General features: G+C 64.0%; 11 protein-coding genes. 6 read left to right on the top strand and 5 right to left on the bottom strand.

Features of this window, described 5'->3' with window-relative positions; genetic code table 11:
- Positions 1-19: 19 nt before the first annotated feature.
- The 5 genes from GBJ34_RS13495 to GBJ34_RS13475 all read right to left on the bottom strand — a co-directional run bounded on the left by GBJ34_RS13495 (position 20) and on the right by GBJ34_RS13475 (position 5,305).
- Positions 20-742 (bottom strand): aldolase/citrate lyase family protein, encoded by a 723-nt coding sequence (locus tag GBJ34_RS13495; RefSeq protein WP_151719734.1) that lies wholly within the window; start codon positions 740-742, stop codon positions 20-22.
- A gap of 56 nt (positions 743-798) precedes the next feature.
- Complete coding sequence (locus GBJ34_RS13490; protein WP_226341172.1) at positions 799-1,758, bottom strand: type 2 periplasmic-binding domain-containing protein; 960 nt, start codon at positions 1,756-1,758, stop codon at positions 799-801.
- Between the two features lie 59 nt (positions 1,759-1,817).
- Positions 1,818-3,191 (bottom strand): aspartate aminotransferase family protein, encoded by a 1,374-nt coding sequence (locus GBJ34_RS13485; RefSeq protein WP_151719733.1) that lies wholly within the window; start codon positions 3,189-3,191, stop codon positions 1,818-1,820.
- 18 nt (positions 3,192-3,209) lie between these two features.
- Entirely contained in the window at positions 3,210-4,706 is a 1,497-nt protein-coding gene (locus tag GBJ34_RS13480; RefSeq protein WP_151719732.1) for an NAD-dependent succinate-semialdehyde dehydrogenase, read from the bottom strand.
- A 113-nt stretch (positions 4,707-4,819) separates the two neighbouring features.
- Complete coding sequence (locus tag GBJ34_RS13475; protein ID WP_226341171.1) at positions 4,820-5,305, bottom strand: Lrp/AsnC family transcriptional regulator; 486 nt, start codon at positions 5,303-5,305, stop codon at positions 4,820-4,822.
- Positions 5,306-5,393: 88 nt separating this feature from the next.
- Here GBJ34_RS13475 and GBJ34_RS13470 point away from each other — a divergent pair, with 88 nt between their 5' ends.
- From GBJ34_RS13470 to GBJ34_RS13445, 6 genes are read left to right on the top strand one after another with little or no spacing between them, the layout of a single operon-like run.
- Positions 5,394-6,941: an ABC transporter substrate-binding protein gene (locus GBJ34_RS13470; RefSeq protein WP_151719731.1), complete on the top strand. Its 1,548-nt coding sequence runs from the start codon at positions 5,394-5,396 to the stop codon at positions 6,939-6,941.
- A gap of 23 nt (positions 6,942-6,964) precedes the next feature.
- Positions 6,965-7,909: an ABC transporter permease gene (locus GBJ34_RS13465; RefSeq protein WP_151719730.1), complete on the top strand. Its 945-nt coding sequence runs from the start codon at positions 6,965-6,967 to the stop codon at positions 7,907-7,909.
- Between the two features lie 5 nt (positions 7,910-7,914).
- Positions 7,915-8,721: an ABC transporter permease gene (locus GBJ34_RS13460; protein WP_226341170.1), complete on the top strand. Its 807-nt coding sequence runs from the start codon at positions 7,915-7,917 to the stop codon at positions 8,719-8,721.
- 3 nt (positions 8,722-8,724) lie between these two features.
- Complete coding sequence (locus GBJ34_RS13455; RefSeq protein WP_151719728.1) at positions 8,725-10,380, top strand: dipeptide ABC transporter ATP-binding protein; 1,656 nt, start codon at positions 8,725-8,727, stop codon at positions 10,378-10,380.
- A complete protein-coding gene (locus tag GBJ34_RS13450) occupies positions 10,380-11,927 on the top strand; it encodes a serine hydrolase domain-containing protein (RefSeq protein WP_151719727.1) in 1,548 nt (515 codons plus the stop codon). The genes GBJ34_RS13455 and GBJ34_RS13450 overlap by 1 nt, the downstream gene beginning before the upstream one ends.
- Positions 11,920-12,798: an N-formylglutamate amidohydrolase gene (locus tag GBJ34_RS13445; protein WP_151719726.1), complete on the top strand. Its 879-nt coding sequence runs from the start codon at positions 11,920-11,922 to the stop codon at positions 12,796-12,798. The genes GBJ34_RS13450 and GBJ34_RS13445 overlap by 8 nt, the downstream gene beginning before the upstream one ends.
- Positions 12,799-12,832: the final 34 nt, after the last annotated feature.

The raw sequence follows: 12,832 nt of genomic DNA, 5'->3' as shown, positions 1-12,832 counted from the left end.
TGCACGCATTTCCGGGGCCTCAGGTCTTGCCTGCCAGCGTGACACCGGGCGGCAGCGCGGCAATGGCCTGCGCCAATCCGCGCGCCATCACGCCATGCTCGCCGCTGACCACAGCCATTTCCGCCCCATGATCCAGGGCAAAACTCTGCTCTGCTGCGCGCCAGGCTGGCATCCACCAGGGCTTGCCAGCCCTCTTGGCGGCTGCCACCAGCTGGTCAATATCTGCGCGGTCGGCCTCGGTGAAAGCATAGCCGGCCCGGCCACGGGTCAGCGCCAGATCGAAGGGACCGATGAAGATGCCATCGACACAATGATGCGCCAAAATCGCTTCCACATCCTCAAACGCCTCGGCGGTTTCGATCATGGGCAGGCAACGGAAATTGCGGTTCGAGCGTTGGAAGAAATCTGCATCCAGGGCCGAAAACCCGGTCGAGCGCCCGCCCGCATAGCTGCGCGTGCCCAGCGGCGGGTATTTTGCGGTGGCGAGTGTCGTAGCCGTCTCTGCCAAGCGGCCGACATGGGGAATGATGACGCCATCGATGCCCAGATCGGCGGCGCGCTGAACATGGACAGGCTCTGGCCCTTCGATCTTGAAATAGACCGCCAGCCCCATCGCCTTGGCGGCGACCACCAGTGCCTCGCGCCGCTCGGGGGCGAAGGCATTATGTTCGATGTCACAGACGAGGGTGCGGAACCCCTGTCCGGCAACCATCTCGAGCAGGTCAAGGTTGGGGGTGCTCATCCAGAAGGCGCAGTCCATGAAAACCTCGCGGGAGTTGGTGTGGTTTGGGATCGGAGTTACTGGGGATGCAGGTCGAACAGCGACGCTGGGTCGGGGCGCGCGGGCAAAATCTGTTGTTCCGCCAGAGCGTCGCAGAATGCAGCCAGCATGGCCTGGTTCGCCGCTGCACCACTGGCCTCGGTGCCGTCCGGGATGGCGCGCGCGGCCCGCAGCAACTCATCCAGCAGCCAGGGGCTGGTCTCGGCATATTTGCGCCGCTTGGCCCGCCAGACCGCGCGGGATTGATCCAGCAGCCGGCTGATCTCTGCCGCGATCCAGGGTTCACGCTGCGCGACCTCGCGGCGGATGCTGATCATGTGATGCCCGGGGATATAGCCGGACCGGGCAAACCACGCGGACTCTGCCGCCACCACATCGGGCAGCAGGGGCCGCAACGCCGCATCGGGGCCAAAGCTGCCCGCTGGCATGAAAGGCGTGCAGATCGCATCCAGCGCGCCGCTGGCCAGCAGATCCAGCATCGGCACCTCGTCCGGGCAAGGTTCGATCCGGCCCGGGCGCCCGTAGCCGCGCAAACGGTCCGTGATCGGGTGATCGGCCGTCAGCCGCCCTGCGAACCAGCGGGCATCCTCGATGCCGACGCCCGCGTCGGAAAGGGCCGCACGGGTCCAGATATTGCCGGTGTCATGCCAGCCGGTCAGACCGATCCGGGCCCCCTTCAGCTGTGACAGGCAGGTCAGGGGGCTGTTCCGGGCCACAAGCACACAGCGATGACGAAAGCCGCGCATGATGAAATGCGGGATTCCGATGATCCGATCCTCGCCCGCCACGCGCAGCGCCACATAGCGTGACAGCGAGGTTTCGACCGCATCAAACGGATCAGGGTCGCGCACGGCGGGTAACAGGCTGTCCAGCCGGGTGATCCGAAGATCCAGCCGGTCAGAGATCACATCACCCAGAAGCAACGGTGTCAGATGATCCCAGTCCCGGGTCGCAAGCGTGACGGTCAGGCGGGCCACGGCAGATCCTTTCGCAAGCGGAAGACGCGCGACCCTTGTCGGGTCGCGCGGGGTGGGCCCTAGCCCAGCACCGATTTCACCGCCCCCGCCATTGCGGAGACGATGATATCGGCCTCGGCGCGGGTCAGGCAGAGCGGTGGCGCAAAGCCAAGGATATCGCCCTGCGGCATGGCGCGCGACAGAACGCCCTTTTCCGCCATCGCCGCATAGATTTGCGGGCCGACTTTGCGCCCGGCATCAAAGAATCGGCGGTCGTCCCTGTCTTCGACCAATTCGACGGCTGCCATCAGGCCCTCGCCGCGCACTTCGCCGACATTGCGGTGATGGGCAAGCGCATCGCGAAGCGCCGCCTGGAAATAGGCCCCCGTCTCACGGGCGTTGGTGACCAGATCCAGCTGGTCGATCAGCTTGAGATTGGCCACGCCGGCCGCAGCGCAGACCGGGTGGGCGGAATAGGTCCAGCCATGGCCGATGGGACCCATCGCATCAGAGCCCTGCACAAGCACATCCCACATCCGCTGGCTGACGATGGAGCCCGACAGGGGCAGATAGGCCGAGGTCAGGCCTTTGGCGATGGTGATCAGATCGGGTTCCATCCCGTAATGGTCAGATCCGAACATGGTCCCCAGCCGGCCAAAGCCCGTCACCACCTCATCGGCGATCAGCAGGATGTCGTATTTCTTCAGCACCGCTTGAATCGCGGCCCAATAGCCCTTTGGCGGCGGCACGATACCGCCGGTCCCCAGGATCGGCTCGCCGATGAAGGCGGCAACAGTATCCGGTCCTTCGGCCAGGATCAGGTCTTCCAGCTTCGCCGCGCAATGGGCCGAGAATTGCTCCTCGCTCATGCTGCGGTCTTCGCGGCGGAAGTAATAGGGGGCCTCGGTGTGCAGGATCGGCGCGCGCGGCAGGTCGAACGCCTTCTGGAATGCCTCTAGGCCAGTCATGCTGCCCGTCATCACGCCCGAGCCATGATACCCGCGCCAGCGCGAAATGATCTTCTTCTTCTCGGGACGGCCAAGCGTGTTGTTGTAATACCAGACCAGCTTGATATTGGTTTCGTTCGCGTCGGACCCCGAGAGGCCGAAATAGACCCGGCTCATGTGCTTGGGCGCGCGCTCGACGATCATGCGCGCCAGCGTGACCGAGGCTTCGGTGCCATGCCCGACATAGGCGTGATAATAGGCCAGGTTGCGCGCCTGTTCCGCGATGGCCTCCGCGATTTCTTGCCGACCATAGCCGACATTGACGCAATAGAGCCCGGCAAAGGCATCAAGGCTGCGCTTGCCGTTGGTGTCGGTAATATAGACACCCTCGCCGCCGGCGATGGTGCGGATCGGGGTCTCGCCCCGGGAATGCGCGCCCATATGGGTCGAGGGATGGAAGAAGTGATCCCGGTCCCAGGCATTCAGCTGATTGTCACGATCCGACATGTGATCCTTTCCCGGCAGCTAAGCAGCCGTGTCGATGCAGACGTATTTTAGTTCAGTAAAAGACTCAAGCCCGTGACGGGCTCCCTCGCGGCCGAGGCCAGACATTTTCCAGCCCCCGAACGGAACCGGCCCGCCGGTAATCTTGACCCGGTTGATGGCGATCATGCCGAAATTCAGCGCACGTCCCATGCGCCATTGCCGGGCACCGTCGCGGGTGACGACATAGGCAACCAGCCCGTAATCCGTTGCATTGGCGCGGGCGATCACCTCGGCTTCGGTGTCGAATGGCAGCACCGCGGCAACTGGTCCGAAGGTTTCTTCCTGCAGGATCCGCGCGCCATCCGGGACATCGGCCAGAAGGGTCGGGGGGACATACGCGGCCCCCAACGGCGACACAGTGCCACCCGCCAGCACCTTTGCGCCCTTGGATCGCGCGTCCGCGATCTGCGCCATGACACGGGCCGCCGCGCGATCATGGATCAGCGGGCCGATCTCGGTTTCAGGTTCCAGTCCGGGGCCAGACCGCAAGGCCGCCACCGCCACCGCCATGCGCTGGCAGAATGCGTCATAGACAGCGCGCTGTACGAAGATGCGGTTGGCCGCCAGACAATCCTGCCCCGAGGTGGCGAATTTGGCATCCATCGCGATGCGGACAGCGTGGTCGAGGTCGGCATCGTCAAACACGATCAGCGGGGCGTGGCCCCCCAGTTCCATCACCAGCCGTTTCATGGTGCCGGCACAGGCCTGCGCGATCTGCGTGCCAACGGCGGTCGAGCCGGTAAAGCTGAGTGCTGCCACACGCGGATCACGCGTGAACGCGCCGACCAGTTCGATCGATGCGCCGGTCACCACGTTGAAAACCCCCGCGGGCAGACCTGCGCGCTCCGCCAGTTCGGCCAGGGCCAGTGCAGAGAGCGGCGTTTCGGGCGAGGGGTGGACGGTCACGGTGCAGCCCGCAGCCAGTGCGGCGGCGGCCTTGCGCGTGATCATCGCCGAAGGGAAGTTCCATGGTGTCACCAGCGCGGCCACCCCCAGAGGTTCGCGCCGCACGACCATTTCGGCACCCGGCAGATGCGAGGTGACGCTTTCGGTGTTCATCCGCTCGCCCTCGGCGGCATACCAGCGCAGAAAGCCCGCGGCATAGACGATCTCTCCGCGCGCCTCGGCCATTGGCTTGCCCTGTTCCAGCACCATGATAAGCGCCAGATCCTCGGTGTGCCGCAGCATCAAGTCGGCCCAATGGGCCAGCAGCGCACCGCGATTGGCGGGCAATCGTGCCGCCCATGCGGGAAAAGCCGCGTTGGCGGCATCGATGGCCGCGCTCGCCTGCTGTGCCGAAAGTGCGGTCACCCGCGCCACTTGGGCACCGCTGGCAGGGTCCAACACAGCGGTGTCGCGCGCGCCGGCTGTCCAGCGCCCGTCGATATAGGCAAGGCCCCGCAACAGGCCGCGATCTTGCAGCCGGTCGAGTGCCGAATGATGTGAAGGGTGCGGCAGATGCCGGGGCTGCGACATGAGAGCGAAATCCTGCGATGATTTTGGCCCTGACACCATGCCGCTTTGCGCGGGCTTGGTTGGTCCAAAACGCCGGGGATGATGGTCCGCCGGGACTGAAATGCGCATCATCCTTAGTCCGTCCCGGCTTTGACCTGCCGGGTGACGATGTAGGTGAAATAGCGCTGCACGCCGATCTCCATGCCAAGAATGCGGTCCATCAGCCTTTGATAGCTGTCGATATCGGGGGTTTCGGTGGTCATGAAGTAATCGACACCGCCGCCGACAGCCTGACAGCCGACGACCTCGGGCAGTCCGGCGATGGCGGTCTCGAAGCGGAGGAAGTCGCTGTGGCGGTGGCTGGCCAAAGTCAGCTCGACCAGGACCCGCACCATGGGGCGCAACCGTCCGGGGGCGATTCTTGCATGATAGCCGGTGATGACCCCGGCGGCCTCCAGCCGGCGCAGCCGCACCCAGACAGGGGTTGCAGACAGCCCGACCTCGGCCGCCAGTGCCTGCTTGGTCAGGCGGCCATTGCGTCGCACCGCCGCCAGAATCCGCTCATCCACGGCATCCAGAGGCACCGGAGCCGATTGATCTGACGGAGAAATGCTTGCCATGTTTTTCATGTCATTATGGATTCATAGTTGACACATAATACGCCAAATGATTTGGCTTTTATACTGAAATAAAACAACAGGGATGAAAATGAGCTCCGCAACCCGCCTGACAGCCCATATCCTGCCTTTTGCATTGGCGCTCTGGCCCGGTCTGGCTCTGGCCGAGCCGCTGAAGGTGCAGCTCAATGCCGATATCCGCAGCAACCAGCCGGGCGTGAATCGCGACGCAGGTTCCGACTCGGTGATGATGAACGTGGTCGAGGGTCTGGTGACCCAGGGCGATGGTGGCCGTATCGTGCCCGCGCTGGCCGAAAGCTGGACCGTCTCCGAGGATGGCACGCGCTATGCCTTCACGCTGCGCGACGGGGTGACCTTTCACAATGGCGAACCGCTGACCGCGGATGCCGTGAAGTGGAGCCTCGAAAAGATGCTTGGGGATGAGAACTTCCCCTGCCGCAATTTCTTTGATGGATCGCGTGGTGCGAAGATCACCGAAATTGCGGCACCCGATGCCCGCACCGTGACACTGACGCTGGAAACACCCAACGCGCTGCTGCTGCCGCTTATGGCGCAGACCCAATGTGGCGGCATGGGGATTGTTGCGCAGGCGTCCTATAATGCGGATGGCAGTTGGAAATCACCGATCGGCACCGGGCCTTTCGCCTTTGGTGCGTGGAAGCGGGGCGAGAGCATCCAGTTGATCAAATACGCCGGCTATGTGCCGCATGGCGATGCGCCGGACGGGTTCGGCGGCCGCAAGGAGGCCTTGGTCGACGAGGTCAACTTTCTGGTGGTGCCGGACATCTCGACGGCGATCGCCGGTCTGGAAAGCGGTGCGTTGGATATCCTGCCCTATATCTCGCCGACCGAAGGTGCCAAGTTGCGCGACGAAAAGGGTCTGGCCATCACGGCCGAGCCGCATGGCGGCATCGTGACCATGCTGTTCCAGACCGACGATCCGCTGATGTCGAACCTCGCGCTGCGCAAGGCATTTGTTGCGGCGCTCGACATGCCCGGTCTGGTGGACGCGATCATGGGCGGCCTGACCACGCCGAACAACTCGCTGGTGGCGTCCAAATCGAGCTACCATGGCGATGTGCAAAAGCAGGGCTACAGCTATGACCCGGCCGCGGTTCCTGCGCTGCTGGCCGAAGCCGGTTACAAGGGCGAGAAGATCACGATCCTGACCAACCGGCGTTCGGCGATCAATTTCGACACCGCGATGATCGCCCAGGCGATGCTGCAGGCCGTCGGAATCAATGCCGAGATCGAGGTGCTGGACTGGGCAACCCAGCTCGACCGCTTCAATAGCGGCAACTATCAGGTGATGGCGTTCAACTATTCGAACCGGGCTGATCCCGCGCTGGCCTTCCAGGCTGTTACGGGCTCCAAGGCCGAGAATGCCAACGCCATCTGGGACAATGACGAGGTCACCGCCCTTGTCGCCCAAGTGACGGCCGAGGCCGACCCTGCCAAACGTCAGGCGCTGTTCGACACCTTGCATCAGCGTTTCCTTGCGGAGCTGCCCTTGGTCATGCTGACCAACAGCCTGGATGTCAGCGCCGCCCGTCCCGGCATCGAAGGCTATCGCACGCTGCAAGGGATCGTGCGCCTTTGGGGCGTGTCGCGCTCGTGATCTGCTGACCATCAGGACCCGCCATGCTGCGCTTTGCCCTCACGCGACTTTTGTCGACAATCCCGACCCTGTTGCTGGTGTCGATCGCTGTTTTCGGCCTGATCCGGCTGATCCCCGGCGATCCGGCCAGTCTGATCATGGGCGATCTCGCCGATACGGCGGCGCTTGAGGCGGCGCGGCAGGCGATGGGGCTGGACCGGCCCGTTCCGGTCCAGTTCCTCATCTGGCTGGGCAAGGCCCTGACGGGTGATCTTGGCAATTCGATTGCCAGCAACGAGCCGGTGCTGGATCTGGTATTGCGTCGTTTCGCCACTTCGGCCTGGATGGTGCTGATTGCGGTCGCAATTGCCACGCTGATCGCCGTGCCGCTGGGGATGCTGGCGGCCCGGAGACAGAACGGGGCCCTGGATCTTGGCATCATCGCCATGTCCACGCTGCTGGTGTCGATCCCGACCTTCTGGCTGGGGTTGATGATCCTGCTGACCTTCGGACTGAAGCTCGGCTGGTTGCCGGTGATCGGCTATGTCGCGATCACATCCGACACCAAGGCCGGGCTGATCTATCTCATCATGCCGGTGCTGACGCTGGTGCTGCATGAGGTCGGTATCATCGTCCGCATGGCGCGGGCCTCGACACTGGATGTGCTGCGGCTGGACTATGTGACCCATGCCCGCGCCAAGGGGCTGAGCGAGGCGGCGATCATGACAAAACATGTCGCGCGCAACGCCTTCGGCCCGACCTGGACGCTGATCGGGCTGATCCTTGGCAATCTGCTGGGGGGCGTTGCGGTGGTCGAAACCGTCTTCACCATGCCCGGGCTGGGCCGCCTGATTGTCGATGCGATTTATGCCCGCGACTATCCGGTCATCCAGGGCTGTCTGCTGTTCGTTGCCGTCATCTACATGGTGGTCAATCTGATCGTCGATCTGCTTTATCCCATCTTCGATCCGCGGGTGACCGCGCAATGAGACCTATGCGCCCAAATCAAATCATTGGCCTGACCCTGATCGCACTGGTGCTGTCTGCTGCCGTGATCGGCACGTTCTGGACCCCGTTCGACCCATTGCGCATCGATCTGCGCAACAAGCTGGCGGCACCCGGCCTGCCCAATCTGCTGGGCACGGATGAGTTCGGCCGCGATATCCTGTCGCGCCTGATGGCCGCGGCAGGCACCAGCACCAGCATAAGCCTCATCACCGTCAGCTTTGCCGTATGCGGCGGGGTCACCCTTGGCATGATTGCAGGCTATGCCCGTGGTGCGGTGGACCGCGCCATCATGATGGTGAATGACGCCATGCTGTCCTTTCCCTCTATGCTGCTGGCGCTGGCGCTGCTGTCGATCACCGGGGCCAACAAATACGGCATCATCCTTGCCTTGGGGCTGGCCTATACACCGGCCATGGTGCGGGTGGTGCGCGGTGCCGTGCTGTCGCTGCGCGAGCGTGAGTTCATCGAGGCCTCGCGGATCATGGGCAATTCCGCAGCCTATACGATGCTGCGCCACCTGCTGCCCAATTGCCTGGCACCCGTGATCGTGCTGGCGACGACCATGTTCGGTTCGGTCCTGCTGACAGAAAGTGCGCTCTCGTTCCTCGGGCTGGGGGTGCCGCCACCGGCACCGACCTGGGGCAATATGCTGGCCTCTGCCCGGCCGCATATGTCCGCCGCGCCCTGGTTGGGGATCTTTCCGGGCCTGTGCATCGCCCTGACCCTGCTTGGCATCAATCTGTTCGGCGATGCGATCCGTGACCGGCTCGATCCCCGTATGCGAGGGCTGTGACCCATGACCGGACCCCTGATCGAAGTCGACAACCTGTCGCTCAGTGTGGCGCATCGCCCGGAATTCATCATCGTGCGGGATGTGTCCTTTGCCCTTCAGCCCGGAGAGATCCTTGGCATTGTCGGGGAAAGCGGCTCGGGCAAGACCATGGTGGCACGCAGTCTGATGGGCCTGCAGCCGCAGGGTATCGTGGTCAGCGAAGGGGATATCCGCTTCAACGGCGTTTCGGTGCCGGGCATGGCACCGGCGGCGCTGCGCAAGCTGCGCGGGGCGCAGATCGGTATGGTGTTTCAGGAACCGATGACCTCGCTGAACCCGTCGATGACCATCGGTGCCCAGCTCGAAGAGCCGCTGAAGCTGCATACCAAGCTGAACCGAACCCAGCGGCTGGCCAAGATGGTCACCATCCTGAAGCGGGTGGGGATCGACGATACCGCACAGGCGCTGAAGGCGCATCCGCATCAGTTTTCCGGCGGGATGCGACAGCGGATCATGCTGGCTTCGGCCATGCTGCTGAAACCGGCATTGCTGATCGCCGATGAGCCGACGACCGCCCTTGATGCGCTGGTGCAGCGCGAGGTGATGGAATTGATGGTCGAGATGGTGCGGCAGGATCAATCCGCCATGCTGTTGATCAGCCACGATCTGCCGATGGTGGCGCGCTATTGCGACAGGGTCATCGTGATGCGTCAGGGCGATATGGTCGAGGAAGGCCCGGTCGATCGGGTGATCTCTGCGCCGACGCATGACTATACCCGCGATCTGCTGCAATCGCTGCCATTGCGCGGCCCGGCACGGGAATTGGCCGCAGCGCCCCAGCCGATGATCGAGGTGCGCGCGCTGACCGTCGACTATCGTGGTCGGGGAGGCTTGCTGGGCCGTGGGGCGTTGAAGCGCGCGCTGCATCCGGTCGATCTGGCGGTCTGGCCCGGCGAGGTGGTGGCGGTGGTCGGGGCATCCGGCTCGGGCAAGACGACGCTTGGTCGGGCGATTGCCGGGCTGGTTCCGGCCAGCGGCGGGCAGATCCTTTACCAAGGCCAGCCGGTCGCGAGGAATGCCGCCTATCGCCACAATTGTCAGATGGTGTTCCAAGACCCTTTCGGCTCGCTTGATCCGCGCATGTCGATCCGCCAGCTGGTTGGCGAAGCCCTGCGCCATGACGGCCTGGACCGCGGCGAAGTGACCGCGCGTGTCACCGCCATGCTGGAGGAGGTTGGCTTGGGCGCGGCCTTCCTGGACCGCTTTCCGCATGAGTTGTCGGGCGGCCAGCGTCAACGCGTCGCCATCGCCCGCGCGATCATTCGCAACCCGAAGTTCATCATCGCGGACGAAGCGGTTTCGGCCCTTGATGTGACCGTGCGCGCCCGCGTGCTGGACCTGCTGAGCGACCTGCAACGCCGCTATGGCTTTGCCTGTCTGTTCATCAGCCACGACCTAGGCGTGGTCGAGCAGATGGCCGATCGCGTCGTAGTCATGCGCGACGGGCGCATCGTCGAGCAGGGACCGCGTGACGCGATCTTTGACGCCCCCACCACCGATTACACCCGTGCGCTGCTGTCGGCGATTCCGACATTCGAGCGCACTGAAACCGGCGTTTCGCTGAATTGGCGCTTTGCGTCGGCGGGCGAAAATGCATCCCAGGACAAAGCCCCAATCTGATGACACCTTACACTGACGGCCTGCCCCGCCTCGCGCCATCGTTGCGCGGGACCGATCCCTCTGTCCTGCTGGACCTGCTTGATGCCATCGCCCGCGAGGGGCTGGAGATACATAGCTTGCTGGTCTGGCAGGAGGATGCCCTGATCCTCGATGCATGGTGGGCCCCCTATGCGCCGCAACGACCCCATATGATGCATTCTGTCACCAAGAGCTTCACCTCGGCGGCGGTCGGCCTGGCGGTGGCCGATGGGCTTCTCTCGGTCGAGGATCGGGTCATCGGCTTCTTTCCCGAGCTGCCGCCCCCAGACCTCCCGCACGAGGAACTGGCCCGTCTTGGGCGGATGCGGGTGCGGGATCTTCTGACGATGGCCTCCGGGCATGGGCAGGGGATCTCGGGGGGCTCATGGCGGCGCATCACCACCAGCTGGGTGGCCGATTTCTTGCGTCAACCCATGACCTATGAGCCGGGCGAAGTCTTCGTCTATGACAGTGCATCCAGCTATATGCTGTCGGCCATCGTGCAGCGTGCAAGCGGGCGGCGCATCCATGACCTTCTGGACGAGAGGATCTTTCGCCCGATGCAGATGTCGACGGCGATGTCATGGGATCTGGGGCCGGACGGGGTGAACACCGGCGGCAATGGCCTGAGCTGCACGACCGGGGATATGCTGAAACTGGGTATCCTGCATTTGCAGGGCGGCGAATGGCGGGGGCGGCAACTGTTGCCGCGGGACTGGACCACGGCGGCGGTCGGTTTGCAATTGCGCGATGTGGTGATGGGGGCCTTCACGGGCGATCACTACCTTGGTCCCGACGCGCCAGGTGCCGAAATCCGCGAGGGTTACGGTTATCAGTGGTGGCGCGGCCCGCATGACAGCTTTTCCGCCAACGGCCTCTTTGGACAGTATTGCATCGCCCTGCCGAACGAGCGTGCCGTGGTGGCCTTTACCGCCGGGATGGAGGATAGCGACCCGCGTATGCATGATCTGGTCTATGACCTGTTGCGCCCGGCGCTTGGGGCTGGCGCAGGCACTCCGAGCGCGGAAGCGCGGTTGGCGGCGCGTCTGGCCGACCTGCAGGTGGCAACCCGCCCGCGTGGTCCGGGGGCCGCGCCTGCGGCGATCGCCCGGCGCTTTGGCCAATGGCAGGTGGACCCCAATGACCAGCATCTTGAGCGGATCGGGCTGGATCCGGTGCCGGGCGGCGTTGCGCTGACGTTGCAGGTCGCCGGGATCGCGCATCGCATCCCAGCCGGATATCGCGCGTTTCTTGAAAGCCGCTCAACGCTGCCCGGCGCGCGGCTGCACCATTCCTATGAACCTGAAGAGGGGCTGCAACTCGCTGCCTGCGCCACCTGGACCCCCTGTGCCGGGACGCTGGTGCTTGACCTTCTCTTTGTCGAAACCGCCTTTCGCGACACGCTGACGCTGACATTTTCCGATCAGGGCCTGCAGCTGTCGCGGCGCGTCAATGTGAACTCGGCCGGGCTGGAACTGCCCGGCATCACCGCCACCCGCCTGCCCGCACAGGAGACCTGCCATGATTGATCCCATTACCGACCTGACCCTTGAGGGCGTGCTTGAAATCCGCGCCCCTCGTGTTGCGGCGGTGCCTATGGTCTTTGACAGCCCCCATTCCGGCCTGACCATTCCGGCTGACTTTCATCCCGCCGTCAGTGCCGAGCGCATCCTTGTTGCGGCTGATACCCATGTCGATGCGCTGTTCGCCGCCGCACCCGATGTCGGTGCGCCGCTTCTGGCTGCATTGTTCCCGCGCAGTTTTCTCGATGTGAACCGTTCCTTGCTCGATATGGATATATCGATGGTTGAGGGAGATTGGCCCCATCCGGTCGGGCGTAGCCCGACGGCGGCGCGCGGCATGGGGCTGATGTGGCGCTATGCCTGGGGCAATGAGCCGATGCACAGCCGCAAGCTGAGCGTGGCGGAGGCCGAGGACCGCATCCGGCGCTATTGGCAGCCCTATCACGCGACACTGGCACAGCTGATGCACGCCACCTATGGCCGCTTTGGCAAGGTCTATCACATCAACTGCCATTCGATGACGGCAGAAGGTCATGCCATTTCCTCGGATGGGGCGGGCACGCAGCGTGCGGATATCTGCCTTGGCGATCTGAATGGCACCGCGGCCTCACCGGAATTCGTTGCGCTGATCCGCGATACCCTGCGCGGCGAGGGGCTGGAGGTTGCGCTGAACAAGCCCTTCCGCGGGGCGGAGCTGACCCAAGCGTGGTCCAGCCCGGCCCATGGTCGCCATTCGGTCCAGTTCGAGATCAATCGCCGCCTATACATGAACGAAACCACGCGCGCCCGCACCGCCGGATTTGACGCATTGCAGGCCACGCTGACCCGGCTCTGCGCCGTTCTGGCTGATTATGCCATGGCGCAAGCGCGGGGATGAAAAGGCGCATTCGCGAGACCACAGGCTGGCCCGC

The organism is Gemmobacter serpentinus (assembly GCF_008973825.1).
GTDB classification, from domain to species: Bacteria; Pseudomonadota; Alphaproteobacteria; order Rhodobacterales; family Rhodobacteraceae; genus Gemmobacter; species Gemmobacter serpentinus.
Note: the sequence above shows the minus strand (reverse complement) of the source record. Positions and strands in the feature narration are given on the sequence as shown.